Source organism: Streptomyces sp. NPDC059454 (assembly GCF_042749965.1).
Taxonomy (GTDB): domain Bacteria; phylum Actinomycetota; class Actinomycetes; order Streptomycetales; family Streptomycetaceae; genus Streptomyces.
Map to the genome: position 1 here is coordinate 58,357 of NZ_JBHYVC010000005.1, position 26,588 is coordinate 84,944.

Annotated in this window: 22 protein-coding genes; 4 read left to right on the top strand and 18 right to left on the bottom strand. The window is 72.9% G+C overall.

Features of this window, described 5'->3' with window-relative positions; all coding sequences use genetic code 11:
• Nucleotides 1-364: 364 nt before the first annotated feature.
• The 6 genes from ACFXAE_RS04970 to ACFXAE_RS04995 all read right to left on the bottom strand — a co-directional run bounded on the left by ACFXAE_RS04970 (nt 365) and on the right by ACFXAE_RS04995 (nt 8,378).
• Nucleotides 365-1,675 carry an RICIN domain-containing protein gene (locus ACFXAE_RS04970; RefSeq protein WP_384708100.1) on the bottom strand — a complete coding sequence of 437 codons (1,311 nt, stop codon included), beginning with the start codon at nt 1,673-1,675 and terminating at the stop codon, nt 365-367.
• 814 nt (nt 1,676-2,489) lie between these two features.
• Complete coding sequence (locus ACFXAE_RS04975) at nt 2,490-3,002, bottom strand: O-acetyl-ADP-ribose deacetylase (RefSeq protein WP_384708103.1); 513 nt, start codon at nt 3,000-3,002, stop codon at nt 2,490-2,492.
• Entirely contained in the window at nt 2,999-4,408 is a 1,410-nt protein-coding gene (locus tag ACFXAE_RS04980) for a phytoene desaturase family protein (protein WP_384708106.1), read from the bottom strand. Before ACFXAE_RS04980 ends, ACFXAE_RS04975 begins: the two co-directional genes overlap by 4 nt.
• 102 nt (nt 4,409-4,510) lie before the next feature.
• Complete coding sequence (locus ACFXAE_RS04985; RefSeq protein WP_384708109.1) at nt 4,511-5,356, bottom strand: inositol monophosphatase family protein; 846 nt, start codon at nt 5,354-5,356, stop codon at nt 4,511-4,513.
• 100 nt (nt 5,357-5,456) lie between these two features.
• Nucleotides 5,457-7,286 carry a gamma-glutamyltransferase family protein gene (locus ACFXAE_RS04990; RefSeq protein WP_384708112.1) on the bottom strand — a complete coding sequence of 610 codons (1,830 nt, stop codon included), beginning with the start codon at nt 7,284-7,286 and terminating at the stop codon, nt 5,457-5,459.
• A 273-nt stretch (nt 7,287-7,559) separates the two neighbouring features.
• Entirely contained in the window at nt 7,560-8,378 is an 819-nt protein-coding gene (locus ACFXAE_RS04995) for an SDR family NAD(P)-dependent oxidoreductase (protein ID WP_384708115.1), read from the bottom strand.
• A gap of 119 nt (nt 8,379-8,497) precedes the next feature.
• On the opposite strand from ACFXAE_RS04995, the gene ACFXAE_RS05000 reads away from it, so the two are divergent.
• Entirely contained in the window at nt 8,498-9,097 is a 600-nt protein-coding gene (locus ACFXAE_RS05000) for a TetR/AcrR family transcriptional regulator (protein ID WP_384708117.1), read from the top strand.
• A gap of 188 nt (nt 9,098-9,285) precedes the next feature.
• Here the strand turns inward: ACFXAE_RS05000 and ACFXAE_RS05005 are convergent, their stop codons facing one another.
• From ACFXAE_RS05005 to ACFXAE_RS05060, 12 genes are all read right to left on the bottom strand, one after another.
• A complete protein-coding gene (locus ACFXAE_RS05005) occupies nt 9,286-10,590 on the bottom strand; it encodes an MFS transporter (protein ID WP_384708120.1) in 1,305 nt (434 codons plus the stop codon).
• Nucleotides 10,591-10,593: 3 nt separating this feature from the next.
• The gene (locus ACFXAE_RS05010; protein ID WP_384708123.1) at nt 10,594-11,448 is read right to left on the bottom strand and encodes an ABC transporter ATP-binding protein; all 855 of its coding nucleotides are present in this window, start codon (nt 11,446-11,448) and stop codon (nt 10,594-10,596) included.
• On the bottom strand, nt 11,445-12,497 hold the full coding sequence (locus tag ACFXAE_RS05015; protein ID WP_384708126.1) for a FecCD family ABC transporter permease: 1,053 nt from the start codon (nt 12,495-12,497) through the stop codon (nt 11,445-11,447). The genes ACFXAE_RS05010 and ACFXAE_RS05015 overlap by 4 nt, the downstream gene beginning before the upstream one ends.
• Nucleotides 12,494-13,537 carry a FecCD family ABC transporter permease gene (locus tag ACFXAE_RS05020; protein ID WP_384708129.1) on the bottom strand — a complete coding sequence of 348 codons (1,044 nt, stop codon included), beginning with the start codon at nt 13,535-13,537 and terminating at the stop codon, nt 12,494-12,496. The genes ACFXAE_RS05015 and ACFXAE_RS05020 overlap by 4 nt, the downstream gene beginning before the upstream one ends.
• Entirely contained in the window at nt 13,534-14,586 is a 1,053-nt protein-coding gene (locus ACFXAE_RS05025; RefSeq protein WP_384708132.1) for an iron-siderophore ABC transporter substrate-binding protein, read from the bottom strand. Before ACFXAE_RS05025 ends, ACFXAE_RS05020 begins: the two co-directional genes overlap by 4 nt.
• Nucleotides 14,587-14,796: 210 nt before the next feature.
• Nucleotides 14,797-15,567, bottom strand: a complete 771-nt coding sequence (locus tag ACFXAE_RS05030) for an AraC family transcriptional regulator (protein ID WP_384708135.1) — start codon at nt 15,565-15,567, stop codon at nt 14,797-14,799.
• Between the two features lie 41 nt (nt 15,568-15,608).
• Entirely contained in the window at nt 15,609-16,283 is a 675-nt protein-coding gene (locus ACFXAE_RS05035; protein WP_384708138.1) for an N-acetylmannosamine-6-phosphate 2-epimerase, read from the bottom strand.
• Nucleotides 16,280-17,236 carry an ROK family protein gene (locus tag ACFXAE_RS05040; protein WP_384708141.1) on the bottom strand — a complete coding sequence of 319 codons (957 nt, stop codon included), beginning with the start codon at nt 17,234-17,236 and terminating at the stop codon, nt 16,280-16,282. The genes ACFXAE_RS05035 and ACFXAE_RS05040 overlap by 4 nt, the downstream gene beginning before the upstream one ends.
• Nucleotides 17,233-18,192, bottom strand: coding sequence for a dihydrodipicolinate synthase family protein (locus ACFXAE_RS05045; protein WP_384708144.1), 960 nt, complete (start codon nt 18,190-18,192; stop codon nt 17,233-17,235). The genes ACFXAE_RS05040 and ACFXAE_RS05045 overlap by 4 nt, the downstream gene beginning before the upstream one ends.
• Before the next feature lie 85 nt (nt 18,193-18,277).
• A complete protein-coding gene (locus ACFXAE_RS05050; protein WP_384708147.1) occupies nt 18,278-19,792 on the bottom strand; it encodes an exo-alpha-sialidase in 1,515 nt (504 codons plus the stop codon).
• 25 nt (nt 19,793-19,817) lie between these two features.
• Nucleotides 19,818-20,837 carry an acetylxylan esterase gene (locus ACFXAE_RS05055; protein WP_384708150.1) on the bottom strand — a complete coding sequence of 340 codons (1,020 nt, stop codon included), beginning with the start codon at nt 20,835-20,837 and terminating at the stop codon, nt 19,818-19,820.
• A gap of 219 nt (nt 20,838-21,056) precedes the next feature.
• Nucleotides 21,057-21,809, bottom strand: coding sequence for a FadR/GntR family transcriptional regulator (locus ACFXAE_RS05060; protein WP_384708153.1), 753 nt, complete (start codon nt 21,807-21,809; stop codon nt 21,057-21,059).
• Between the two features lie 203 nt (nt 21,810-22,012).
• Here ACFXAE_RS05060 and ACFXAE_RS05065 point away from each other — a divergent pair, with 203 nt between their 5' ends.
• The 3 genes from ACFXAE_RS05065 to ACFXAE_RS05075 all read left to right on the top strand — a co-directional run bounded on the left by ACFXAE_RS05065 (nt 22,013) and on the right by ACFXAE_RS05075 (nt 26,574).
• Nucleotides 22,013-23,566: an ABC transporter substrate-binding protein gene (locus ACFXAE_RS05065; protein ID WP_384708491.1), complete on the top strand. Its 1,554-nt coding sequence runs from the start codon at nt 22,013-22,015 to the stop codon at nt 23,564-23,566.
• Nucleotides 23,567-23,647: 81 nt separating this feature from the next.
• Nucleotides 23,648-24,598: an ABC transporter permease gene (locus ACFXAE_RS05070; RefSeq protein ID WP_384708156.1), complete on the top strand. Its 951-nt coding sequence runs from the start codon at nt 23,648-23,650 to the stop codon at nt 24,596-24,598.
• Nucleotides 24,598-26,574 carry a dipeptide/oligopeptide/nickel ABC transporter permease/ATP-binding protein gene (locus ACFXAE_RS05075; RefSeq protein WP_384708159.1) on the top strand — a complete coding sequence of 659 codons (1,977 nt, stop codon included), beginning with the start codon at nt 24,598-24,600 and terminating at the stop codon, nt 26,572-26,574. The genes ACFXAE_RS05070 and ACFXAE_RS05075 overlap by 1 nt, the downstream gene beginning before the upstream one ends.
• Nucleotides 26,575-26,588 lie beyond the last annotated feature (14 nt).

Here is a 26,588-nt window from a genome sequence, read left to right on the forward strand (position 1 = left end):
CGGACTCCCCCTCGACGCGCCGCCGGACGGGGGACGTTACGGCAGAGGGCATCGCGACTGATGGTGACGGAGCAACTACCGAGCCAGCCACACCCTAGAACCCGAACACAACCGAAGCAATGATCCCGTCGGGATCTGTGCGGTCCTGGTGGTTCGGCGGGTCGCGTCGCCCCCGGCCCCTCCGTGGCCACCGCGTGGGCCCGGTGTCGGCCATCGTCGCTCCCGACAGCTCGACCGTCCGGCACGGAAGGTCACGCTCGGAGGACAGACCCCGGGCGCTCGCGCTGCGCGGGTCTCCCGGGGCCTGTTCACACCGATGGTCCGGCAGGCTGTCGATGGCAGCCTGCCGGACCCGGGGCACGGGTCAGCCGCGCCGCCAGGTCTGGTTGGCGGTGCCGGTGCAGGGCCACAGCTTGACCGGTGTGCCGTTGGCCTCCTTGCCCCACCACACGTCGGCGCACTTGTCGCCGGCCTTGAGCGACACCAGGTCCTCGGTAGCGTTGATCTTGAACTTCTGTCCGGCCGACCCGTCGCACCGCTGCAGCCGGATCGCCGTGTCCTTCTCCACCGACCCGCCGTCCAGCCCCATGCACAGGTCCTCGCCGATGCGCAGGGTGCGGTCGGTGTCGTGGAAAGCCCAGATCTGGGCGCCCTCCGAGGCTCCGCAGGGCTGGATGACCAGTTCCGCCCCGACTCCCCGGGAACTCGCGGTGAGGCACTTGCCGGTGTCGGCGCTGACGATCCGGGCGGAGGCGACGGTGACCGGCCTGTCCGCCTTGCTCTCGGTGCGCCGGGCCGGCTCCTTCGCCGTGCCCTCCTCCTTCTGCCGCGAGGCGGCCTGCGGGCTCGCGCCGACGGCGGAATCGGAGCCGGAGCCGTCCGGGGACGCCTTGCCGTCGTCCTTCACCTCCTCCGTCCCGCCTTTCGTCTTCTTCCCGCCCTTCTCGTCGTCGCCTCCCCCGTCCTTCGACGAGTCCGCCGTGGCGTCGCCCTTCGGGGGCTCCGCGGCATAGACGCCCGGCGGCGGCTGCGCCTCCTGGTCGTCGAGCAGCGCCCGGGAGTCGGCAGCCGCGGTGGCGTGGTCCCCGGGCCGATCGTCCCGGCCGTCGCCGACCATGATCAGCAGCGGTACGGCGAGCAGGATCGCCCCGGCGATCCCGGCGGCGGCCAGCATGGGGGCCTTCGGCCTCCCCGGCGCACCGTCGCCGTCTCCGTCACCGCTCTCCCTCCCGACCCCACCGGACCGGCGAGCGCCGTCGAGTGCGACAGCCAGTCCGGACAGGGGGACCGCGGTGCCGCCCGGTGCCGCGGTGCGGGCCGGCGTGGCGGCGCCCGCCGCCGCCTCCGGGCGTTCCCCGCGGTCCGTGCCCGGTTTTGCGGCTCCTTCCCGTGCCTCCGGCTCGTTCGAGGCCGTCCCGGCCTCGGCCTCGGTAGCGGCATCGGCGGTCGAGAGGGCTTCCGTCTCGCCCCGGCCGGTCTCCCCCGCCCTTGTGATGTCTTCGGCGGTGGCGGCGGCGGTGGCGGCCGTGCCACGACGCGGGGCAGGCCGCAGCACGGCCTCCCCCGCGTCGTCGCCCATCGAGGACAGCACCACCGCGCGGCGAACCGGTGGATCTCCGTCGGTGCCGTCCGGGCGGGCGGACTCGCCGCCGTCTGACCTGTTCTGGCGTGACATCGCTCGTTCTCCTTCAGGCTTACGGTTGTCTGCCGCATGACGGACGCGCCATCGCGGTGCCCAGCGGCCGGGGCACGGTGCCGGGTCCGGAACACCACCGGGCGTGGACGGCTGCCACGCGAAGAGCGTTCCGCCGGTGGCGACGAGCACGGCGCCGTCCAAGGCGGTCACCTCCGGCTCCCCGCCATCGCGATCCGCCCGGTCAGACGGGGCCGGTCCGTTCGCTCGCGCCCGGCCTCGGAGAACACCGGCCGCACCCGGTGCGTGGCCGTGTCCTTCCCGCCGGCCGGGGCCCCGTCTCCGCCCCCGCCGAAGCGTCACCTGTCGTCCGGTGGGGTGCCGGGCGCCAGGACGCGGACGCGCGGAGGGCGGAAAGTCCGGAAGGTACGGCTCCGGACGCAGGGGAATCGGCCGGCCCCGCGCCGTCCCCCGTCCTCGCGGGACACCACACCAGGCACGGAGCGCCGCCCCCTCACGTCCACGAGGGCGGAATCGGATCGGTTCACGGCCACGGCGGCACTGTAGCGGGGGCGGATGACCGGCTGGACGTACGAGATGTCACCCCACCGACCCCCGCGCGTGCCCTCCTGGTCACCTTTCCTCCGTCCGCGGCGCGCTGCCGGCCCGGGCGGTCGTCGCCGCGGCCGGGCCGAGGTCCGGGTCGGCGGGGAGCGTCACCGGCAGGGGTGCGGGCAACCGCCGGACGTCGCCGGTGTCGTAGCCGGGGTGGCGGTGGTCTCGGCGTACGTCAGGCGGTACTTCGGACCCTGCCGTCGGCGGTGCTCGACCGGCTGCGCGGCTCCCGCGGTCTCCGTCAGCCGAGCCGCCGGGCGAACGCCTCGTAGGCCCGGTCGTCGAAGAGGACGAACCTCACCTCTTCGACGGCGGTCGGCGTGTCCCGCACCGTCTCCACCGCGATGCGGGCCGCGTCGTCCATCGGCCACCGGTAGACGCCGGTGGAGATCGCCGGGAACGCGACCTTCCGGGCGCCCAGTTCATCGGCCACACGGAGCGATTCCCGGTAGCAGGAGGCGAGCGGTGCGGGGTCGCTGCCCGGACCCTGGTGCACCGGGCCGACGGTGTGGATCACCCAGCGGGCGTCCAGGCGACCCGCGGTGGTGGCGACCGCCTGGCCCGTCGGCAGGCCCCTGCCGTAGTGGGCGGCGCGCAGGGCGCGGCATTCCGCGAGGATCTCCGGGCCGCCCCGGCGGTGGATCGCGCCGTCCACGCCTCCCCCGCCGAGCAGCGAGGAGTTGGCCGCGTTGACGATCGCGTCGGCGCTCTGGCGGGTGATGTCCCCTTGGACGAGGGTGATGGTGGTGGTCATGTCTGCCGCAGCCTCCGCCAGACGGCCTTCGCCGCGTTGTGGCCCGACATGCCGTGCACACCCGGGCCGGGCGGGGTGGCCGAGGAGCAGATGAAGACGGCGGGGTGCGGGGTCGCGTACGGGAACAGGGACAGTTTGGGGCGCAGCAGCAACTGGAGGCCGGAGACCGCGCCGGTGGCGATGTCGCCGCCGACGTAGTTGGCGTTGCGGGCGGCGAGTTCGGGCGGTCCCGCGGTGGCGCGCGCCAGGACGCGGTCGCGGAAGCCGGGGGCGTAGCGCTCCAGTTGGCGTTCGATGGCGTCGGTGAGGTCGCCGGTCCAGCCGTTCGGCACATGGCCGTACGCCCAGAAGACGTGCTTGCCTGCCGGAGCGCGGGTGGGGTCGGCGACGCCGGGCTGCACGGTGATGAGGAAGGGCGCGTCGGGGGCCCGGCCCTCCCGGGAGGCGGCGCGCAGGGCGGCGGCGATCTCGTCGCTGTCCGCGCCGATCTGCACGGTGCCGGCGGTGCGGGCCTGGGGCGCGGTCCACGGCACGGGGCCGTCCAGGGCGTAGTCGATCTTGAAGACGCCGGGGCCGTAGCGGTAGTTCGCGTAGTGGTCACCGAAGCCGGCGATGCGGGCCAGCGCGGTGGGCGAGGTGTCGAAGACGTACGCCCGGGCGGGCGGCAGGTCGTCGAGGCGCTTGACCTCGTAGTCGGTGTGGACGCTGCCGCCGAGGTCCTCGAGGTACGCGGCGAGGGCGTCGGAGACGGCCTGGGAGCCGCCGCGGGCGACGGGCCAGCCGCGGGCGTGCGCGGCGAGGGCGAAGACCAGGCCTATGGCACCGGTGGCGAAGCCGCCGAGCGGTGCCATGACGTGGGCGACGAGCCCCGCGAACAGAGTTCTGGCCTTCTCGTCGCGGAAGCGGCGCATGAGCCAGGTCGACGGGGGCAGGCCGACCAGGCCGAAGCGGGCGAGGGTGACCGGGTCGCGGGGCAGCGCGGTCAGCGGCAGCGACATGAAGTCGCGGGCCAGGGTGTCCCACTTGGGCAGGAAGGGCTCGACGAGGCGGCGGTACGCGCCGGCGTCGCGCGGTCCGAAGGAAGCGGCCGTCTCCCCGACCGACCGGGACAGCACGGCCGCCGTGCCGTCCGGGAAGGGGTGCGCCATGGGGAGTTTCGGGTGCAGCCACTCCAGTCCGTAGCGCTCCAGCGGCAGGGCGCGGAACGCGGGTGAGTTGATGGCGAGGGGATGGGCGGCGGAGCACGGGTCGTGGCGGAAGCCGGGCAGGGTGAGTTCCTCGGTGCGGGCGCCGCCGCCGACGGTGTCCTTCGCCTCGAACAGGGCCACCGAGAAGCCGCGCCGGGCCAGCTCCACGGCAGCGGTCAGTCCGTTCGGCCCCGCACCCACCACGACCGCATCGAGCATCGACGGCACCTTCGGACTCCTTCGTCAGCCGACGGCCACTGGGGGATCAGGATATGCCGGGCCGCCGGCGTTCTCCCGGGGCCTCCGGAGAGGGATGCGGCGTCAGACTCCGTCCGCCAGCAGTTCCACCACCCGGCGGGCCGTGGCCTCGTCGCGGGCCGCGGTGAAGGGCAGGTTGTTGCCGCCCCTGATGCTGAAGGGCCCGCCCGCGCGGGTCAGGTGGGTGCCGCCCGCCTCCTCCACGAGGAGCAGACCGGCCGCGTGGTCCCATGCGACCTCCCAGGAGAAGGCGACCGCGTCGGATTCACCGCGGGCGATGGCCAGGTATTCCAGTCCGGCCGAGCCGCAGGCGCGGGGGGCCACGCCGTCCGTCCACAGGCCGAGCAGGGCGCGCTTCTGCTCGTCCGTGGTGTAGTCCGGGTGGGAGGTGGCCACGCGGAGGTCGCGGCCGGGTTCCGGGGAGCCCGCGCGCAGCCGCTCGCCGTCGAGGTGGGCGCCCTGCCCCCGTACGGCCGTGGCGAACTGGTCGCGGGCGGGGGCGTAGGTCCAGGAGGCGTACACCACGCCGCCCCGCGCGAGGGCGACCAGGGTGCAGAAGCCGGTGTCACCGTGCACGAACTGGCGGGTGCCGTCGACGGGGTCGACGATCCACACCGGCGCCTCGGCCTGTATCGCCTCGTACGACGCCGGGTCGGCGTGCACCGCCTCCTCGCCGACCACGACCGAGCCGGGCAGCAGGGCGGCGAGGGCGTCCGTGAGATACAGCTCGGCGTTGCGGTCGGCGTCCGTCACCAGGTCGTGCGGGCCGGACTTGAGGTCCACCTCGTGGTCGGCGAGCCGCCGCCAGCGCGGCACGATCTCCTGCGCCGCGGCCTTGCGGACCAGTTCCTCCACGTCGATGGTGCGGCGGGCGAGAAACTCGTCGATGGTTTCGTTGGTCTCGGTCATGCCCCCATGAGAGCACGCGCCACTGACAATCCCCGCCCCTCCGGTGCACTCCAGGTGGAATCGGGATGAAAACGGGGTGCCGGCCCGCGGCGTCGTGGGCTCAGCGGCCCACCGCGTAACCCTGCTGGCCGCGCGGATTGGCCGCCGCCGAGAGGACGCCGGTGGCCGGGTCCCGGGCGACCGCGCAGAGCCGGCCCTCCGACCAGGCGTCGCCGACCGTCACCTCGTGGCCTCGGCGGCGCAGCGCCTCCACCACCGCAGGGTCCGTGCGGGACTCGACGGTGACGCTGCCGGGGCGCATGCCGCGCGGGTGGAAGGAGCCGGGGAAGCTGTCGTTGTGCCAGTTGGGGGCGTCGATGGCGCCCTGGAGGTCGAGTCCGCCGCGCACCCGCTCGCGCAGGGCGACCGCGAGGAAGAAGTGCAGCTGCCACTGGTCCTGCTGGTCCCCGCCGGGCGTGCCGAACGCCATGACGGGCACCCCGTCGCGCAGGGCCATGGACGGGGTGAGGGTGGTGCGGGGGCGGCGGCCGGGGGTGAGGGTGTTCGGCAGGCCCTCCTCCAGCCAGGTCATCTGCAGCCGGGTACCGAGCGGGAACCCGAGTTCGGGTACGACGGGGTTGGACTGGAGCCAGCCGCCGCTGGGGGTGGCCGCGATCATGTTGCCCCAGCGGTCGACGACGTCCAGGTGGCAGGTGTCGCCGCGGGTGCCGCCGTCGGCGGAGACGTCGGGTTCGCCGGGCACGGGGGACGTCGGGCTCTTGGCGACGGTGGGCTCGCCGGCGCCCATCGAGGTGGAGCCCGGCTCCTCGGTGGCCACCACGCGCGCGCGGGCGCTCAGCCGGGGGGTGCGCCCGCCCGGGCTGCCGGGCCGCAGGTCGTGGGAGGCGCGGGGGCCGACCCTGGTCCGCCGTTCGGTGTTGTACTCGGCCGACAGCAGGTCGTCGAGCGGTACCTCGGCCGCGTCCCCGTACCAGGCCTCGCGGTCGGCCATGGCGAGCTTGCAGCCCTCGATCAGCAGGTGCACGTACTCGGCGGAGCCGTAGCGGGGCAGTTCCGGCGGGAGCAGGGCGAGTTGCTGGAGCAGGACCGGGCCCTGGCTCCAGGGGCCGGCCTTGCACACGGTCCAGCCGTTCCAGTCGTACGTCACCGGGGTCTCGTAGGTGGCGGACCAGCCGGCGAGGTCGGCGGCGGTCAGGGTGCCGGTGTGGCGCTCGCCGCTGGTGTCCATGGTGGGGCGTCCGGCCTGCCGGACCAGTGCCTCGGCGATGAATCCGGTCCGCCACACCTCCCGCGCGGCGTCGATCTGCGCCTCCCGGTCCCCGGCCCCGGCGACCTCGGACAGCAGCCGCTTCCAGGTGGCGGCGAGGGCGGGGTTACGGAACAGCTCACCGGCGCGCGGGGACCGGCCGCCGGGCAGGTACACCTCGGCCGAGGAGGTCCACTCCGTCTCGAACAGTTCGCGCACGGTCTCGACGGTCTCGCCGACGCGCTCCACGGGCGCGTGCCCGTCCTCGGCGTACCCGACGGCGTACTTCAGGACGTCGGCGAGGGTCTTGGTGCCGTGGTCGCGCAGCAGGAGCATCCAGGCGTCGAAGGCGCCGGGCACGGCCGCGGCGAGCGGGCCGGTGCCGGGGACGAGGTCCAGGCCGAGTCCCTTGTAGTGGGCGACGGTCGCCCCGGCCGGGGCGACGCCCTGCCCGCACAGCACCCGCACCTCGCCGCCGGCCGGCGCGAGGAGCATCGGCACCTCGCCGGCCGGACCGTTGAGGTGCGGCTCGACGACGTGCAGGACGAAGGCTCCGGCCACGGCGGCGTCGTAGGCGTTGCCACCGTCCTCCAGCACGGCCATCGCCGACTGCGAGGCCAGCCAGTGGGTGGAGGACACCATGCCGAAAGTGCCCTGGAGTGTGGGTCGAGTCGTGAACTGCATCTCTCACCTCGGTGTCTGCGTGCGTCGGTCGGCCCATCCAACATCAAACGCCCCGTGGGGGGATTCCGGGGAGAGAAAGGCACAAGGCCTCTTGAAGTCACGGCTCGGCGCTGGATGGATCATTGCGGGGGCATGCCCCCGCCGCAGCGGCCACAGCCACCGTTCTCACCCTGTTCGGCCTGTCGCCGGCCCTCGCGCTCCAGGGCGCGAAAGCCGCCTCGGCCGCCCCCGTGACCGCGCAGCGGGGCCGGGGATGCCATGCCGCGGTCCCGGTCAGCCGGGAGCGATGCGGCTGAGGTGCTCCCACGACCGGTACAGATCCGCTTGGGCCCGGCCCATCTCCATGACGTGGTCGAAGGACTGGCTGCCGACGATCAGCCGTCGGGGCGGGTCCGGCAGTGCGGCCAGTTCCATGATGACCGGGACGGCGGTTTCCGGCTCCGGGCCGACGGCGTCGCCCCACATCGCCTCCATCTCGGTGCGCAGGGACCGGTACTGCGCCAGGGGTTCGGTCGTTGTGGTGCCGGCGGTGAACAGGCCGGTGTTGTAGCCGCCCATCTGCACGATGGTGACCTTGACGCCGAACCCTTCGACCTCCATCGCCAGTGCCTCGCTGACCGAGTCCAGCGCGGCCTTGCCCGCGCCGTAGAAGCCGACGGTGGCCATGCCGCCGCCGCTGCCCATCGAGGTGACCTGGAGGAGCCGTCCCCCGCCTTGGGCGCGCAGGTGGGGAAGGACGGCCTGAACCACCCACACAGCACCGAAGAAGTTCACATCCATGTGCGCCCGGATCTGCTCCTCCGTGGCTTCCTCCACCATGCCGTAGAGCATGGCGCCGGCGTTGTTGACGATGACGTCCAGCCTGCCGAACGCCGCCGCCGCCCGCTGCACCCCGTCGAACACGCCCTGACGGTCGGCGACGTCCAGCGAAAGCGGGACCAGGTGACCGGGGTATTCCTCGGCCAGTTCCCCCAGGGGCCCGACGTCGCGGGCGACAGCCACCACTCGCCCGCCGCCCGCCAGGACGGCCTCGGTGAAAGCCCTGCCCAGGCCGCGGGACGCACCAGTGATGAGCCAGACTCTCGTATCCACCACAACGCCTCACTCTCAGTAAAGAAAACGGTCCGTCTCGGTTCCCTTCGAGCCTAGGGCATCATTCCGAATTCATCAATACGGACCGTCTCGTTTCATTCCAGGAGTAGGCTGGACGCATGTCCAACGAGAAGGGGCCGGACCACTCCCGGCGCAAGGAACGGTCCCGGCAGGCGATCCTCGCGGCCACCCGCGCCCTGGTCGCGGAGGAGGCGTACGAGAAGGTCACGGTCGAAGCCATCGCCGCCCGTGCCGGTGTCGGCAAGCAGACGATCTATCGGCGGTGGCCGTCGAAAAGCGCAGTCGTCTTCGCCGCCCTACTGGCTCTGAGTGAGAACGCGGACGGGCAGTCGGTCACGCTGCCGGACACGGGAGACCTCGAGGCGGACCTCAAGCTCGTCATGCGTGCCACGGCGGAGGAGTTCGCCGACCCGTCCTTCGACCGGCTGATCCGGGCCCTCAACACCGAGATCGCCCACGACGCCGCGCTGGCGGCCGAGTACCGCGAGAAGCTGGCCCAGCCGCTGGACGAGGCGAAGAAGGCACGCTTGCGCAGCGCCCAGGAAGTGGGCCAGCTCGACGCCGACGCCGACCTCGACCTGGTCCTCGAAGTGCTCTACGCCCCTCTCTTCCAGCGGTGGCTGCACCGCAGCGGTCCGCTGACCGCCACGTACGCCGACTCACTCGTCGACGTGGCCCTCAGAGCTTTCGGCCCCTGAACCCGGCGTCGTCCGTCTCCTCGTCCGCGTACGGGTCGCGCGGTCGCCGCAGGCCCGCCAGGGTCCTGCGGTCGCCGTGCGTCCCTCTGTGAGACCTCTTCTCCGCACTCCGGCGACGGCGGGCGGCCGGCACTCCGCCGGGCCCTCCCCCGGGCCGGCACCGTTGCCCACCTGATCGGGCGAGCGGGCTACCGGTCGGCGCCGACGTCCTCACGGCCCGGAGCGGGGCCGGTGCCCTCGGCGGCGCGGCGGCGGGCGTCCTCGTCGGTGCGGGCGTCGTAGCTGATGAGCTTCGGCAGCGCGGCGGCGAGCAGGCCCACCGCCGCGACGCACGCGAGTCCGCCCGTCCAGATCGCGGGGCGGACGCCGGTCCAGCCGGCCATCGCCCCGGCACGGACCTGGCCGAGCTGCGGGCCGACGCTGTAGGAGAGGACCTCGATGCCGGCGAGCCGGCCGCGCAGCCGGTCGGGGATGGTCTGGTTCCAGATGGTCGAGCGGCCCAGCCCGCTCAGCATGTCCCCCGCTCCCGCCAGGCCGAGGAACACCAGCACCAGCCAGACGTTCGACGTCCAGCCGGCCGCCGCCATGGCCAGGCCCCAGCCCGCGGCGCCGAACACCACCAGCAGGCCGTGCCGTCGCGTCCGGGAGACCCAGCCGCTGGTCAGGCTCAGCAACAGCGACCCGACGGCGCCCGCCGAGTACATCAGGCCCAGCGACCAGTCGGCGTCGAGCTCGTCGGCGAGGAAGGGGAAGACGGTGTTGGGGAAGGCGAAGAACATCGCCGCCAGGTCCACCGCGTACGTGCCGAGGAGCACCGGCCGCGACCAGGCGTACCTGGCCCCTTCGGCGATGCCGCGCAACGACGGCTTGGCGGCGTGCTCGGCGGGTGGCACGGGTGAGAGCCGGCGGCACATCAGGACCGACGCGAAGAAGCAGACCACGGTGGTGGCGTACGCGGGGACGTTGCCCGCGTACGCCACCACGAGACCGGCCAGCGCGGGTCCGCCGATCGCGCCCGCCTGCCAGCGCAGGGCGTTCAGCGCGGCCGCCGCGGCGAGCTGGTCGTGCGGGACGATCCGGGCCAGCAGCGAGTCCAGGGCGGGGCGTTGGAGTCCCGCGAGGGCCGCCACTCCGGCCGCGACCACGTACAGCGGCCACAGCATGGGGTGCGGCAGCAGCGCGTTCAGCAGCAGGACGGCGGCCAGCAGTCCCAGCCCCGCCTCGGTCAGCACGATGACCTTGCGCCGGTCCACGGCGTCGGCGAGTGCCCCGCCGTACAGGCCGAAGACCACCAGCGGCACCAGTTCGACGGCGCCCATCGCGCCCACCGCGAGGGGTGAGCCGGTCAGTTCCTTGATCTGCAGCGGCAGCGCGATCAGCGCCATCACGCTGCCGAGGTAGGTGACCAGGCCCTGCACCCACAGGAGGCGGAAGTCCCGGGAGGAGCGCCAGGGCGTCAGGTCGGGCAGCACTGCGGCGAGCTTCGTGAGCATGGTTCAGCGGCTCCCGGCCGCGTGCTGCGGCGAGACGGCCGCGGTTTCGGTGTCCGCGGTCGTCGAGTGGTGGCGTCCGATCGGCAGGACGAGGGGCTTGCCCGAGACCGGGTCCTCGATGACGCGGCTGTCCATGCCGTACACGGCCCGGACCGTGTCCTCGGTCATCACCTCCTCGGGTGTTCCTGCGGCGTGCAGCCGTCCGGCGGCCAGGGCGACGAGCCGGTCGGCGTAGCGGGCGGCCAGGTTGAGGTCGTGCAGGACCATGACGATCGTGGTGCCGCGGGTCCGGTTCAGGTCGGTCAGCAGGTCGAGGACCTCGATCTGGTGGCTGATGTCGAGGAAGGTGGTGGGTTCGTCGAGCAGCAGCAGGTCGGTCTGCTGGGCCAGCGCCATCGCGATCCACACGCGCTGGCGCTGGCCGCCGGAGAGTTCGTCGACGGACCGCTCCACCAGTTCCGTCGTCCGGGTGGCCTCCAGGGCGGCGGCGACCGCGGCGTCGTCCTTCGCCGTCCAGCGGGAGAAGGCCCGCTGGTGGGGGTGGCGGCCCCGGCCGACCAGGTCGAGGACGGTGATGCCCTCGGGGGTGACCGGTGACTGCGGCAGCAGGCCGAGGGTGCGGGCGAGTTCCTTGGCGGGGGTGCGGTGGACCTCCTTGCCGTCCAGGACGACGCGGCCGGTGCGCGGGACGAGCAGCCGGGACATCGAGCGCAGCAGCGTCGACTTGCCGCAGGCGTTGGCGCCGACGATCACCGTGATGCGCCCGGCCGCGAGGGTCAGGTCCAGGCCCTCGATGACGGCGCGGTCGCCGTAGCCGAGCGTGAGGTCCTCGGTGGCGAGGGTGTGGGACGCGGTCACAGTGAGCCTCCGGCCCGGTTGGTGCGGACGATCAGGTAGACGAGGTAGGGGGCGCCGAGGACGCCGGTCACGACGCCCACGGGGTAGCGGGTGTCGAGGGCGTACTGGCCGGTGAAGTCGGCGACCAGGACGAGCAGGGAGCCGACCAGGCCGGCGGGGACCAGCAGCGAGCCGCCGGTTCCGGTGAGCCGGGCGGCGATCGGGCCGGAGAGGAACGCGACGAAGGCGATCGGTCCGGCCGCCGCCGTGGCGAACGCGATCAGTCCGACGGCGGCGACGATCACCGTGACGCGGGTGCGTTCGACACGGACGCCGAGCGCGGAGGCCGTGTCGTCGCCCAGGCTCAGCGCGCTCAGGTTGCGGCCCTGGGACAGCAGCACCGGGCCGAGCGCCAGCACGGCCAGGACGGTGGGCACGGTCTCCGTCCAGGTGGTGCCGTTGAGGCTGCCGGTGAGCCAGCGCATCGCCGCCTGGAGGTCCCACTCGCCGGCCCGCGACAGGACGTAGGAGGTGACGCTGTCGAGGAGGGCGGCGATGCCGATGCCGATCAGGATGAGCCGGGTGCCGGCGACCCCGTCGCGGAACGCGAGGGTGTACACCAGCAGCGCCACCCCGAGCGCGGCGGCGATGGCCAGCACGGACACCTGGGTCTCGCTCAACGAGAAGGTGACGATGGCGATGGCCGCCGCCGTGCTCGCCCCCGCGCTGATGCCGATGAGGTCGGGGCTGGCGAGCGGGTTGCGGAGCATCGTCTGGAAGGTGACGCCGGCCATGCCGAAGCTGAACCCGGCGGTCAGGGCGAGCACCGCGCGCGGCAGCCGCAGCGTGCCGACGGTGAAGGACGCGCCCGGCACCTGCTCGCCCATGACGACGCGCAGCACGTCGGAGGCCGGGTAGAAGGTGTGCCCGGCCATGAGCGTGGTGACGAAGGCGGCGACGACGAGGACCAGCAGGGCGCAGACGATCAGCCGTCGCCGGTACGCGCTGCGGACCCGCGTGCGGGTGACCGTGCGCAGTGTGGGCGGGGCGGTGACGACGGGGGCGCTCACAGGGATCTGACCTTCTGCCGGCGGACGATGTGGATGAAGAAGGGGGCGCCGACGAACGCGGTCACGATGCCCACCTCGATCTCGGACGGCCGGGCCACGACCCGTCCCACCACGTCGGCGACGGTCAGCAGGACGGCGCCGCCGAGCGCGGAGAACGGCAGCAGCCAGCGGTGGTCCACGCCCACCAGCAGCCGGCAGGCGTGCGGTACGACGAGTCCGACGAAGGCGATCGGACCGGCGACGGCGGTGGAAGCGCCGCACAGCACGACCGCGCCGAGCGCGGCGCCCGCCCGCACGAGGGCCACCCGCTCGCCGAGTCCGGCGGCCAGCTCGTCGCCCAGGGCGAGGGAGTTGAGGGCGCGGGCGGAGGCGAGGCAGATGACGAAGCCGGCGGCGAGGAACGGCAGGACGCTGCCGAGCTGCGCGTAGGTGGCGCCGCCGACGCCGCCGATCTGCCACAGCCGGAAGGTGTCGGAGATGTCGTTGCGCGGCAGGACGACGGCGCTGACCAGGGAGGCGAGCGCGGCCGCGATGGCGGCGCCGGCGAGGGCCAGCTTCAGCGGGGTGGCGCCGCCCCGGCCCAGTGAGCCGACGGCGTACACGAACCCCGCGGTCACGGCCGCTCCGGTCATCGCCGCCCAGATGTACCCGGACACCGACGCGAGGCCGAAGTAGGCGATGCCGGTGACGACGGCGAGCGAGGCGCCCATGTTGACGCCGAGGATGCCGGGGTCGGCCAGCGGGTTGCGGGTGACGCCCTGCATGACCGCGCCGGAGAGGCCGAGGGCGGCGCCGACGGTGACGGCGAGGAGGGTGCGCGGTACGCGGTTGGCGACCGCCGCCTCCTCCAGGGTGCCCTCCGCTCCGCCGAGCGCCGCCCAGACGTCGGCCCAGGCGACGTCGCGGGAGCCGAGGGCGAGGGAGGCCGTCATGGCGGCGAGCAGGACCGCGGCGACGACGAGGAGCCAGGTGGCGCGCACGCGCGCCGGACGCCGCAGCGGGGCGGTGTCCGGCGCGGGTGGGGTCTCGGTGACGGTCACGCTGCCTTGTCCGCGGCCTCGGCGAGCGCCTTCACGTAGTCCTCGAGGACGTACGGGATGGACAACGGGGTCGGGTTGGCGGCGGTGGCCAGCGGGGTGCTGCCGGGCAGCAGGTAGAGGGAGTCCCGCTCGACGGCGGCCAGCTTGGAGGTGAGCGGGTCCTTCTTGAGGGCCTTCAGCAGTTCGCCCTTGTCGTCGCCGTAGCCGGTGATGATGTCGACGTCGTTGAAGTCGTCGATGTGCTCGGCGCTCTTGGTGAGGACGAACTTCTTCGTCGACCCGGACGGTCCCGAGACGCTGGCGGGGATCTTCATGCCGAGGTCGGTGAAGAACTGCGTGCGGGTGTCGTGGGTGGTGTAGAAGCCGACCTGGCTGACGTTCTTGGACGACACGTGCGTCATGAACATCGCCGTCTTCCCCTTCAGCTGGGGGTACTTCGCGGCGGTCTTCTCGATCTGCCCCTCGAGGTCGGCGATCAGGTCGTCGCCCTCGTCGGCCAGTCCGATGGCCTTGCTGTTGAAGCGGATGATGTCGCGCCACGGGGTCGCCCAGGCGGCCTCGGGGTAGGCCACGACGGGGGCGATCCGGCTGAGGGTCTCGTAGTCCTGCTCCGTCAGTCCGGAGTACGAGGCGAGGATGACGTCCGGCCTGGTGTCGGCGACGGCCTCGAAGTCGATGCCGTCGGTCTCGTCGAACAGGACGGGCGTCTTGGCGTCGAGTTCCTTCAGCCGCTCCTCGACCCAGGGCAGCACGCCGTCGCCGTCGTCGTCGCCGAAGTTGGCCTTGGCCATGCCGACGGGGACGACACCGAGGGCGAGCGGGACCTCGTCGTTGGCCCAGTTCACGGTGGCGACGCGCTTCGGCTTGTCCGGGATGACGGTCGTGCCGAGGGCGTGCTTGATCGTCACCGGGAACTGACCGGAGCCCTTGGTGTCGGCACCGGCGGCGCCGCTGTCGTCGTTGGTGTCGTCGGACCCGCCGCCGCAGGCGGTGAGTCCGAGCACGAGGGCCGCCGCGAGGGCGAGCGCGCGAAGGCGTGTGGTTCTCATCGACCGTGTTCCACTTTCGGTCCGGGGTGCCGGGGCTCACACGTCCGGACCGTGGATCGTGGAGCAGGGCACCAGACTCGCTTGAGCAAGTTAGGTAAGGCTTGCCTGAACAGCGTATGGAGTGGGGGCGCGCCGATCAATCAAGCCTTTTCGACAGCCCTTGTAGCGATCGGGACGTGGAACAGTGCGGGCTCCCGGCGCGACGGGCCTTCAGCGCGCCCGGAACCTGCCGGGAGTCATGCCGGTCGTCCGCCGGAAGGCCGCCCCGAAGGCGCTCGCCGAGCGGTAGCCGACCGCGTCGGCCACCACGTCGACCTCGAAGCCGAGGGACAGCAGCTGTACGGCGTGCTGGGCCCGCACCGAGGCGACCCAGCGGGCGAAGCTCGTGCCCGTCTCGCTCTGGAAGGCCCGGGTGATCGTGCGGACGCTGCATCCGAGGGCGGCGGCCCAGCCGGTCAGGGTGCGCTGGTCGGAGGGATCGGCCCGGACGACGTCCACGATCGGCCGCAGCAACGCGGAGGTGGGCAGCTGCACCAGCAGCGCCCGGGGCGACGGGCGCAGCACGTCGAGCACCATCGCCTCGGCCACGGCCCGGGAGCGCGGAGGCAGGTCGGGCTCTTCGAGCCGCTCCAGGAGCAGCCGGAGCAGCGGGGTGATCTCCACGGCCACCGGCACGTCGGGCAGCGCCGACCGTGTGCCGTGCCGGAAGAAGTGGGCGCGGTAGGAGGTCCCGGCGACCGCGGAGGCGGAGTGCAGCTGTCCCGCCGGCATCCACAGCCCCAGTGTCGGCGTGATGCACCACACCTGGGACCCGACCACGGCGGTGGACGTGCCGTACTCGTTCCAGAGGAGTTCGTGCCAGGGGTGCGAGTGTTCGTTCCACGTCGTGTCGGCGGCGACGACCTCCTCGTACCCCTTGATCACGAAGGGCACGTCCCCCTCGCCCGCGGCGAGTGCCGGCAGGTCCCTGATGACACGCATGCGCTCAGGCTAACCGGCACCCGTCCCGCGCCGGCCGCCGGTCAGGACATGAGGCCCGCCGCGAAGGCCCTGGTCAGCGCGGTCGGTGCGGTGATGGCGGTGCCCACGACGACGCTCAGCGCGCCTGCCGCAAGCGCCTGGGCGGCCTGCTCCGGGGTCGCGATACGGCCCTCGGCGATCACCGGGACGGGGACCGCGGCGGCGAGGTCGGCGACGAGGGCGAGGTCGGGGGCGGTCTGGTGGGGGGAGCCCGGCACGTATCCGGAGAGGGTGGTGCCCACGAAGTCGGCGCCCTGCGCGGCGGCTTCGCGGCCCTCGTCGAAGGCCGAGACGTCGGCCATGACCAGGGCGCCCGCCGCATGGACCGCCCCGACGAGGTCGGCGAAGGTGCTGCCGTCGGGACGCGGGCGGGCGGTGGCGTCGGCCGCGACGACCGCGGCCCCGGCGTCCACGAGGGCGAGCGCGTGGCGCACCGTCGGGGTGATGAAGACGCCGCTGTCGCCGTCCTTCCACAGGCCGATCACCGGCAGGTCGACGGCCGCGACGGTGGCCGCGACGACCTCCGGGTCGTTGACGCGGACGGCCGCCGCGCCGCCCGCCCGCGCCGCGAGGGCCATGCGGACCAGAGTGTCGGTGTGCCGCATCGGGTCGCCGGGCGGGGCCTGGCAGGACACGATCAGTCGGCCCTTCAGGGCATCGGCCAGGGGCAGGGTCATCGCAGGGCTCCGGTGGTGGTGCGGGGGTGGTGCAGGGGCAGGGTGCGGGGCAGAGCGGCCGCGCCGAGGACCGCGGCGTCGGGTCCGCCGCGTGGCGGTACGGGGCGGAGCCGGCGCAGGGGGGCCATGAGTTCGGCGGTGAACGCCGCGTTCAGGGCGTCCAGGTACCGGGCGCCGATGCGGGGCACGCCGCCGCCGACGACCACGCGGTCGGCCCCCAGCGTGTTGGCGAGGCCGCCCAGGGCCCGCCCGACGGCCCGTGCGCCGAGCACGATGGCCGCGGTGGCGTGCGGCTCGCCCTCGACCGCGCGGGCGGCCACCCTCTCCAGGCGGTCGGCCGGGAGTCCGCTCATCCGGGTGTAGTGGGCGGTGATGCCGGGGCCCGCGGCGATCGCCTCGAGATGCCCGGTGGCACCGCAGGTGCAGGGCAGTCCTTCGGCCTCGGGGCTCGGCAGGTGCCCGAGGTGCCCGGCGATCCCGGCCGCCCCGTGCAGCATGCGCCCGTCCACGGCGACGGCGCCGCCCACACCGGTGCCGACGGCGGCGTAGACCATCGTGGCCCCTTGCCCATGAGGGTCGGACAGTTCCGTCGCCGCCGCCGCGCGTACGTCGTTGTCGCAGGCGACCGGGAGGCCGGTGCGGGCGGCGAGGCCGGCGGCCAGGGCCGTGCCGGCCCAGCCGCGAATCGTGTCGGTCGCGCTGGTGACGGTTCCGGTGACGGGGTCGATGACTCCCGCGGCGGCGACGCCGATCGCCGTGACTCCCGGTGCCCACACCGCGCGGGCCTCCCTGGCCAGCGCGTCGAGCACCGCCTCCGCCCCTGCCGTCGCCGGGGTGGGCAGGGAGTGCCGGGCCAGGACGGTGCCGTCGCCCGCGACGAGAGCGGCGGCGATCTTCGTGCCGCCCAGGTCGAGGCCGATCACCGGTGCGCCGCCGAAATCGCGTGCCGTCATCGGACCGGGAGCAGGCCGGCGCCGCGCAGCCGCTCCTCGACGAGGGCGACCGAGACGTCGCCCAGCTGGATCTGCGGGGCGGCCGTGGTGCCCTCGGCGAACACACCGAGCAGACGCAGGGCGTGCTTGAACGCGCCCATCGCGGAGGAGTTGCGGCCCATCTCGCTCTCCGGTCCGGCGTCGACCATGCCGAACAGCTCGACGAGCCGTTCCTGTTCCTTGACGGCGCCGTCGAAGTCGCCGCCGCGCACGGCCTCGTAGAGGCGTACGTAACCGGCCGGGTCCACGTTGCCGAGGCCGGGCACGACGCCGTCGGCGCCGGCCAGCAGGGCGGCGTCCACGGTGAGTTCGGAGCCGGTGAGGATGCTGAAGGCGGGGGCCGGGCCGTCGGCGCGGCCGTGGCGGCCGCCGAGCTGGACGATGAGCCTGCGCAGCGAGCCCTCGTCGCCGCTGCTGTCCTTGAGGCCGGCCAGCGTGCCGTCCTCGGCGAGTTCGCGCAGCATGGCGACGGAGAGCTTGCTGTGCACGCAGACCGGGAGGTCGTAGGCGTACAGCGGCAGGTCGACGCGGGCGCGCAGGGTGCGGAAGTGGCGGGCGATCTCGACGGGGTGGGTCCGGGCGTAGAAGGGCGCGGTCGCGACCAGCGCGTCGGCGCCGGCCTCGCGGGCGGCCTCCGCGTGGACGAGCACGCGGGGCGTGGTCATGTCGATGACGCCGGCGAGCACGGGGACGCGGTCGGCGACGGCCTCGACGACGGTCCGCAGTGCCACCTCCCGCTGCCGGTCGGTGAGGAAGGCGACCTCGCTGCTGGAGCCCAGGGCGAACAGCCCGTGCACTCCCCCGCTCACGAGGTGCTCCACGTGCCGGGTGAGCGAGACGGTGTCGACTTCGCCCGACACATCCAGGGGGGTGCAGACGGGCGGCACGACGCCGCGGAGGGGCTGGGACGAGGACATGGTGCCTCCTGGGCTGTGCGGATGGTGGTACGGGAGGACGGGCCGTCCGGCGTCGGGGTGCCGGCGCCGGACGGCCCGTGGCCGCCTACGGCGCGGTGACGGTGAACGTCGTGTCGCCGTAGGAGCGCTGCCGGCCGCGGACTTCGTATTCCGCGGTGGCCTTCACGCTGCCCGCGGTGGCGTTCGCGGGGACGGTGACGGGGATCTTCATGTTGGCGCCCTGGCCGGGGTTGAGGGCGGGCACGGCCACCTCAGGGGCACTCCAGCCGGCCGGCAGGGCGAGGGAGACCGTTCCGCCGGGGAGGGTGACGTCGTTCTGGCTGACGACGCGGACGGTGACGTCGGTGGTCTTCCCGGCGGGCAGGGAGGCGGGCGGGGTGACGGTGACGGGCGCGCAGACTCCGCCGAGCCACTGCAGGTCGAAGGAGGAGTAGGTGATGTGCTGGTAGTTGGCGCGCTCCCACAGCATGCCCACCCGGTCGTTGCCCATGGTGCCGTCGCCGAGCGGGGTGAGCGTGGAGTAGGCGGCCGAGCCGGCCTCGGCGGTCTTGCGGATCGGCCAGTTCTGTCCGTTGTCGCACGAGAGCCGGACGGTGAGGTTGCTGCGGCCGCTGGTGGTCGCCGTGTTGCTGAACATCAGCCACTTCGCCCGCGGGTGCGTGGCGGGCACGTCCGGCGCGAAGCGCATGACGGAGCCGTTGTTGGCGGGGTCGGGCAGTTCCTTGTCCTGCTGGAACGGCGTGTAGGTGACGCCGCCGTCGGTGGAGTGGGCGACCGTGCGGTACGGGGCGGAGCGGTTGTTGAGCATGACGCGGCCGTCGGACAGTTCGACGGTCTTGTTCTCGTCGCCGCCGGGGCCGACCGGGGTGCCCGTCTTCCAGGTGACGCCGTGGTCGTCGCTGTAGGCGCTGACCGCGTAGTTGGCGCCGTTGTCGCGGATGGCGTACTGCTGGATCAGGCGGCCCTTGTAGGTGCCGTGGCGCAGCTGGATGCCCTCGCCGGAGGCGGCGAACATACCGGCCCAGGCCGGGTTCTTGATCTCGGCGGTGATCCGCTCGTGCTTCCAGGTCAGGCCGTCGTCGTCGGAGTAGCTGTAGTCGGCCTGGAGGACGTTCGGGTCGCTCTCGTCGTTGCCGGTGGCGGATCCGAAGAAGCCCTGGTTCACGGAGGCCGCGTAGAAGACGAAGACGCGGCCGGTCTCCCGGTCGACGAGGAGGCTGGGGTCGCCGAAGCCCTTGGGGGCGGCTTCCTTGCGGACCACCTGCTGGGCCTGCCAGGTGGCACCGCCGTCGGTGCTGCGGCGCAGCACCACACCGAGGTTGCCGGGCAGGTCACCGAGGGTGGGACGGGCATCGTACGCGGCGAGCAGGGTGCCCTTGGTGGTGCGGGTCAGGGCGGGGATGCGGTAGTACGGGGAGCCGGTGCCGGCGGTGGCGATGTTCTGCGAGGTGAGGGTGCCGGGGGTGACGGCGGCGGCCTGCCGGCCGGGGGTGACGGCGGCGGCCTGCCGGCCGGCGGTGTGCGCGGCGGGCGTGCCGGCGGCCAGGAGGGCCAGGGTGGCGCCCGCGGTGACGGTGGCCAGGGTGACTCTGCGCTGCATGAACGGGCCTCTTCTCGGTGAGGGGTCAGGCGAGCTGGGGATCGTGCAGGGTGGAGATACCGGGGTCTTCGAGTCGGGGTGCGGCGAACAGCTCCCGCACCCAGGCGAGTTGCTCGCGCCGGTGGTGGGCGGCGCCGCCCTCGTGGCCGTTGAACTCGTAGACCCGCAGGTCCTTGGCACCGCCGTAGAGGTGGTAGGCGGCGAAGCAGGTGGAGGGCGGGCAGACGGCGTCCATCATGGCGATGGAGAAGAGCGTCGGGGCCGTGGCGCGGGCGGCCAGCAGGGCCGCGTCGACATAGGAGAGGGTGGTGAAGACGGTCTCGACGCGGTCGCGGTACAGGCTCAGGTACTCCGCGATCTCGGTGTACGGGGGCGCGCCGGCGATCAGGGCACCGCGGCGGATGTCGCACAGGAACGGGGTGTCGGGCATGACGCCCGCCAGGCCCGGGACGAGTCCGGCGACCGCGAGGGAGATGCCGCCGCCCTGGCTGTGTCCGGTGACGACGACCCGGTCCGGGTCGACCGCGGGATGGGCGCGGGCGGCCTCGACGAAGCGTACGGCGTCGGTGTAGACGCGCCGGTAGTAGTGGTTGTCCGGACTGTCCACGCCCCGGGTCAGGAAGCCGGGGACGTCGCCGTTCAGGGAGGCCGTGTCGGGGGTGTCGCCCCCGGCGGTGGACCAGCCCTGGCCGCGGGTGTCCATGATGAAGTGCGCGTGGCCGGCGTTCGCCCAGAGCACCTGCTCGTGCGGCAGGCCGCGGCCGCGGCCGTAGCCGAGGAACTCCACGACGCAGCCGAGCGGACCGTCCGCCCCGGCGGGCAGGTGCAGCCAGCCACGGACGGTCTCGCCCGCGAAGCCGGGCACGGTCACGTCGTAGGTCATGACCTGGGTGAGCCCCGTGTCCACGGGCGTGAAGCGGGGAGCCGCGCCGGCCGCTCGGGCCGTCCGCAGGGTCCGGTCCCAGAACGCGTCGAGGTCGGCGGGTTCGTCGAGGTCGGGCCGGAGTGCCAGGCACTCGGCGAGGGTGAGGTCCGTCAGTGGCATGGAGAGGGCCCCGATGGGTGAGGCGTGCGCGCAGCGCAACGAATCGAGTTGACAGCAGACGTCTGATGTCTGCTGTCCTGGGACCCTAGAGACGCGGAAGACGGCCGTCAAGTGCCCCGCCCCTTCGGCCGGCCGGAGCATCGCCGGCGGCCGGAGGTCCCGTACGACATGGCGGAGGCAGCCCCGGTGCGGGGCTGCCTCCGCCCTGGAAGGACCAGGTCAGCGCCGGGCCCGGGCCTCCGTGATCCGCTTCCGCACGGGCGCGTAGTGCTCGGTGAGGGCCGCCGCGAACTCCGCGGGGTCGCGGTGCCGCACGGCGTCCACGATGCGCTGGTGACTGGCGATGGTGGCGGCCTCGTGTTCGTGGGTGAAGACGTCGAGGTGCGGCGCGACGATGACGTAGACATCCCAGAACGCCGCGGAGAGCTGCCCGATGAGGTCGTTGCCGAGCGGGGCCACGAGCAGGGTGTGGAAGGCGCGGTCGACCTCGACGAAGCCGTGCCCCTCCCCGGCTCCGGCCTTGCGCATCTCGTCCACGAGCGCCGCCAGCCGATCGATCTGCTCGTCACTGAGGGCACGCACCAGCCGCTCCGCCATGCCGCGCTCGAACAGCTCGCGCACCTCGACGAGGTCGTTCATCACCTGGAAGTCGTCGTCGGGGCTGAGCAGGCCCCGGAAGGCCAGGCTCTCCACCAGGGCGGACAGGCTCAGCCGGCCGACATAGGTGCCGTGACCGTGCCGCACCTCGACGATGTCGAGCGCGGTGAGGATCCGGATGGCCTCCCGCACGCTGGAGCGGCTGGCGCCGAGCGCCTCGCACAGGGCGGGCTCGGTCGGCAGCGGGTCCCCAGGACGCAGCTGGTTGTGCAGAATGTACGACTTGATACCGTCCACGACCTCCTGCCGCAACGGCTGCCGTGTCGCCTTGGGCTCCGGTACCGCACCCCGGATCGCCCTTTGTCCCACCGCCACCTCTTGACCCCTCTCCCTCGTCCGACTACGTTCCCACGCTATCAAGCATCAGACATCAGACGTCTGATGCATCCTCGACGGGATACGTTCACGCCAGCCCGTCGTACAGAATCAGCCATTCCGCTTCCTCGCCCGCCTTGACTCCCCGCCAGGAGGATTCCTTGTCCCCGCGCAGTGCAGCCGGCGTCGACCGCCGCACCTTCATGAGATACACCGGCGCCATCGGTGTGGCGACCGCGATCACCGCGGGCCTGTCCGCCTGCGGTGGTCCGGGCAGCACCGGTGACGACTCCGGCGGTTCCGGCGGCAGCACCGACACCATCGAAGCCGGGCTCTCCTACCCGCTCTCCACGGGCTTCGATCCCATGATCACCTCCGGCGCCACCCCGTACGCCGCCAACATGCACATCTTCGAGGGCCTGGTGGACCTCGACCCGGCCACCCTGGTCGCCCGCCCGGCGCTGGCCACCGGGATGCCGAAGAAGATCAACGCGACCACCTACCGGGCCACCCTGCGCAAGGGTGCCACCTTCCACGACGGTTCGGCGGTCACCGCGGACGACGTGGTGTTCAGCTTCGAGCGGGTCCTCGACCCGAAGAACGCCTCGCTGATGGCGCAGTTCGTGCCCTTCATCGACCAGGTGAAGGCGGTCGACGCCTCGACGGTCGAGTTCAAGCTGAAGCACGCCTTCGCGCTCTTCCCGTCGCGCATATCCGTGGTGCGGATCGTGCCGAAGAAGATCGCCGGCGCCGACGCCAAGGCCTTCGACGCCAAGCCGGTCGGCTCGGGCCCGTACCGCTTCGTGTCGGCGACCCGCGAGGACAAGATCGTCATGGAGGCCTACGACAAGTACAACGGCCCCCACCCGGCCAAGGCCAAGAAGATGGTCTGGCACCTGATGTCCGACCCGTCGGCCCGGGTCAGCGCGCTCAAGTCCGGCCGGGTGCAGGCCATCGAGGACGTGCCCTACATCGACGTCAAGGGCTTCACGGGCAAGGACAAGGTGGAGTCCGTCCAGTCCTTCGGCCTGCTCTTCCTGATGTTCAACACCGCCGACAAGCGCTTCGCGGACAAGCGGGTGCGCCAGGCGCTGCACTACGCGCTCGACACCGAGAAGCTCATCTCCACGGCCCTGCTGGGCAACGCCGAGCCGGCCACCGGATACGTGCCGGCCACGCACCCCGACCACCACAGGGCCGCCACGGTCTACGGCCACGACCCGGCCAAGGCCGAGAAGCTGCTCGAGGAAGCGGGCGTGGGCAAGCTCTCCTTCACGCTGCTGCTCACGGACACCGGCTGGGTCAAGGACATCGCGCCGCTGATCAAGGAGAGCTGGGCGGCGGTCGGCATCGACGCCAAGCTGGACATCGCCCAGTCCCCCGCCCAGTACGCCAAGATCGACAAGGGTGACTTCGAGGCGCTGGCCGCGCCGGGCGACCCGTCGGTCTTCGGCAACGACGCCGACCTGCTGCTGCGCTGGTTCTACTACGGCTTCTGGCCGGAGAAGCGCTACGGCTGGACGGGCAGCTCCGCCTACAAGCAGGTCAAGTCGCTGCTGGACGAGGCCGCTTCCGAGGCCGACGCGGAGAAGCGCAAGCAGCTGTGGGCGCAGGTCACCGATCTGGTCGCCGAGGAGGCGGCCCTGTACCCGGTGCTGCACCGCAAGCTGCCCACCGCCTGGAGGGACGGAGCGCTGCCGGGTTTCAGGCCGCTTCCCACGACCGGTCTGTCCTTCGTCGACGTCGGCCGCGCCTGAGCCCCGTCCGCACAGGCCGTCGGGCCGCCGCCACACCACGGGGGCGGCGGCGGCCCGGCCCCAACCCCTAGGAACCTCACGATGGTTGCATTCCTCCGGCTCGCGCTGCGCCGCGTCGCGATGATGCCGGTGATGGTGCTCGGCATCGCGCTGCTGGTCTTCGTGGTGCTGCAGTTCTCACCGGCCGACCCCGCGTACAACGCGCTCGGGGACAGCGCGAGCCCCGAGGCACGTGCCGCGTTCGCCGAGGCGCACGGTCTCGACGACCCGCTGCCGGTGCGCTACTTCGCCTTCCTGGCCGATCTGGTGCAGGGCGACCTCGGTGTCACCGTGCCGCCCAGCCAGCCCGTCGCCGACCGGATCGCCACCGCGTTCCCGCTCACCCTGCAACTGACGCTGCTCGGCCTCTCGCTGGCCGTCCTGCTGGCCCTGGTCTTCGGCGTCACCAGCGCCATGTACCGGGACCGCTGGCCCGACCAGGTGTTCCGGGTGCTGTCGATGGCCGGCATCGCGCTGCCCTCGTTCTGGCTCGGGGTGCTGCTCATCCAGCAGTTCGCGCTGAACATGCCGGTCTTCCCGACGGGCGGCTACGTCAATCCCGCCGACTCCCCCGGCGGCTGGCTGCAGAGCATGACCCTGCCCGCGGTCGCCCTCGCCCTGCCGGTCGCCTCCTCGCTGGCCCGGCTGATCCGCACCGCGATGGTCGCCGAACTCGACCGCGACTACGTGCGCACCGCCCGGGGCAGCGGTCTGCCGCCGTTCCTGATCGTCCGGTCGGTGCTGCGCAACGCCCTGGTCACCCCGCTGACCGTGCTCGGCGTCAAGGTCGGCTACATGCTCAGCGGCGCCGTCGTCATCGAGGCGATCTTCGACCTGCCCGGCATGGGCAAGCTCATCCTCGAAGGCGTCAACGGAGGCGACGTCGGACTGGTCCAGGGCACGGTGCTCACCATCGCCATCGCCTTCCTCGTGGTCAACGTCGTCGTCGACCTGCTCTACCTGCTCGTCAACCCGCGCATCAGGACGGTGTGATGTTCGCCCCACGCTCCCTCGCCGAGCGGCTCAAGCCCGGCACCCGCCCGCGCCGCCTGCCCGTGCCCTCCCGGATCGCCCTCGGGATCCTCCTCGTCGTCGTGCTGGGCGCGGTCTTCGCGCCGCTGCTCACCCAGGACCCGCTCACCACCGGCACGCCCGCCCTGCCGCCGAGCTCCGAGCACTGGTTCGGCACCGACCGGGCCGGCCGTGACGTGTTCGCGCGGGTCGTGCACGGTGCGCGCTACTCCCTCGTCATCGGCCTCGGCGCGACACTGCTCGCCCTGGTCATCGGCTCGGTGCTGGGCGCCCTGGCGGCCACCTCCCGCAAGCTCGCCGACGAGTCGGTGATGCGCACGCTCGACGTCGTCATGTCGTTCCCGCCGATCGCGCTGGCCGCCGTGCTGGTCGCGGTGTTCGGCCCCAGCGTCCCGGTCATCATCTTCACCATCGCCTTCGTCTACTCGCCCTCGCTCGCCCGCGTCGTACGGGCCAACGTGCTGGAGCAGTACGGCGAGGACTACGTCGCCGCCGAACAGGTCATCGGCGCCCGCCGCCACTACATCGTGACCCGGCACGTCGCCCTCAACTGCGCGGCGCCGGTCCTGGTGTTCGCGACCGTCATGGTGGCCGACTCGATCATCTTCGAGGCGAGCCTGTCCTTCATCGGCGCCGGTGTGCAGGACCCCGACCCCAGCTGGGGCAGCGTGCTGGCCTACGGCCGGCAGATCCTGCTCTCGGGCGGCTGGTGGGCGACCCTCTTCCCCGGTCTGTGCCTGCTGATCACGGTACTGGCGCTGAACGTCCTGTCCGAGGGCATGACGGACGCCGCCGCATCCCCGGACAAGGCCCGCGCCGACGGCGACGACACCGCCGAGAAGGCCACCACCGAGGCCGTGCCCGCCGTCGACCGGGCCGAGGTGGACGCCGCGCTCGCCCGTCTCGCCACGCGCCTGGAGGCCATGGAGCCCGCGGTTCCGCCACTGGCCGAGGACGCCCCCGACCTGCTCGTCGTACGCGATCTGACGATCCGTTTCCCCGACCGCTACGGCGACACCCGCGTCGTCGACGGCATCTCCTTCACCGTCCGCGAGGGTGAGACCCTCGGCCTGGTCGGCGAGTCGGGCTGCGGAAAGTCGATCACCAGCCTCGCCGTCATGGGCCTGCTGGCCCGCAACGCCGAGGCCGAGGGTGAGATCCTCTACCGGGGCCGCGACCTGCTGAAGCTGTCGCCGAAGGAGCGCCGGGCGCTCATGGGCCCGGAGATCGCGATGGTCTACCAGGACGCCATGTCGTCGCTGAACCCGTCGGTGCTGGTCGGCACCCAGCTCAAGCGGCTCACCTCGCGCGGCGGCACCCGCACCCCCGCCGAACTGCTGGAACTGGTCGGCCTCTCCCCCGAGCGCACCCTGCGCAGCTACCCGCACGAGCTCTCCGGGGGCCAGCGCCAGCGCGTGCTCATCGCCATGGCGCTCTCCCGCAGTCCGCGGCTGCTGATCGCCGACGAGCCGACGACCGCGCTCGACGTGACCGTGCAGGCCCAGGTCGTCGAACTCCTCGTCAAGCTGCGCGACGAGCTCGGCTTCGCCATGGTCCTGGTCTCGCACGACCTGGCCCTGGTCGGCGACCTCGCCCACCGGGTCGCCGTGATGTACGCCGGTCAGGTCGCCGAGGCCGGCGACACCCGCTCCCTGCTGACGGACCCGGCGCACCACTACAGCCGGGGGCTGCTCGGCTCCGTCGTCTCGCTGGAGGCGGGCGCGGAGCGGCTGCACCAGATCCGCGGCGTGGTGCCCGCGCCGAAGGCGTTCGGTCCCGGCTGCCGGTTCGTCTCCCGCTGCGCCGCCGCCACCGAGCTGTGCGCCACCACCCCACCGCCCGCCGCCGACCGCGACGGTGCGCGGGACCACCTGTTCGCCTGCCACCACCCGGCACCCGTGCGCCCGTCGGCCAAGTCGCTGGAGGGTGCCCGATGACCGCCCCGGAGGAC

Bases quoted from the DNA above. Each gene is read 5' to 3' on its own strand.
- ACFXAE_RS04980 (WP_384708106.1), bottom strand. From the start codon at position 4,408: ATGCTCGATGCGGTCGTGGTGGGTGCGGGGCCGAACGGACTGACCGCT.
- ACFXAE_RS05055 (WP_384708150.1), bottom strand. From the start codon at position 20,837: ATGCCACTGACGGACCTCACCCTCGCCGAGTGCCTGGCACTCCGGCCC.
- ACFXAE_RS05050 (WP_384708147.1), bottom strand. From the start codon at position 19,792: ATGCAGCGCAGAGTCACCCTGGCCACCGTCACCGCGGGCGCCACCCTG.
- ACFXAE_RS04970 (WP_384708100.1), bottom strand. From the start codon at position 1,675: ATGTCACGCCAGAACAGGTCAGACGGCGGCGAGTCCGCCCGCCCGGAC.
- ACFXAE_RS05025 (WP_384708132.1), bottom strand. From the start codon at position 14,586: ATGAGAACCACACGCCTTCGCGCGCTCGCCCTCGCGGCGGCCCTCGTG.
- ACFXAE_RS04985 (WP_384708109.1), bottom strand. From the start codon at position 5,356: ATGACCGAGACCAACGAAACCATCGACGAGTTTCTCGCCCGCCGCACC.
- ACFXAE_RS05035 (WP_384708138.1), bottom strand. From the start codon at position 16,283: ATGACCCTGCCCCTGGCCGATGCCCTGAAGGGCCGACTGATCGTGTCC.
- ACFXAE_RS05070 (WP_384708156.1), top strand. From the start codon at position 23,648: ATGGTTGCATTCCTCCGGCTCGCGCTGCGCCGCGTCGCGATGATGCCG.
- ACFXAE_RS04990 (WP_384708112.1), bottom strand. From the start codon at position 7,286: ATGCAGTTCACGACTCGACCCACACTCCAGGGCACTTTCGGCATGGTG.
- ACFXAE_RS05045 (WP_384708144.1), bottom strand. From the start codon at position 18,192: ATGTCCTCGTCCCAGCCCCTCCGCGGCGTCGTGCCGCCCGTCTGCACC.
- ACFXAE_RS05005 (WP_384708120.1), bottom strand. From the start codon at position 10,590: ATGCTCACGAAGCTCGCCGCAGTGCTGCCCGACCTGACGCCCTGGCGC.
- ACFXAE_RS05065 (WP_384708491.1), top strand. From the start codon at position 22,013: ATGAGATACACCGGCGCCATCGGTGTGGCGACCGCGATCACCGCGGGC.
- ACFXAE_RS05040 (WP_384708141.1), bottom strand. From the start codon at position 17,236: ATGACGGCACGCGATTTCGGCGGCGCACCGGTGATCGGCCTCGACCTG.
- ACFXAE_RS05030 (WP_384708135.1), bottom strand. From the start codon at position 15,567: ATGCGTGTCATCAGGGACCTGCCGGCACTCGCCGCGGGCGAGGGGGAC.
- ACFXAE_RS05075 (WP_384708159.1), top strand. From the start codon at position 24,598: ATGTTCGCCCCACGCTCCCTCGCCGAGCGGCTCAAGCCCGGCACCCGC.
- ACFXAE_RS05000 (WP_384708117.1), top strand. From the start codon at position 8,498: ATGTCCAACGAGAAGGGGCCGGACCACTCCCGGCGCAAGGAACGGTCC.
- ACFXAE_RS04975 (WP_384708103.1), bottom strand. From the start codon at position 3,002: ATGACCACCACCATCACCCTCGTCCAAGGGGACATCACCCGCCAGAGC.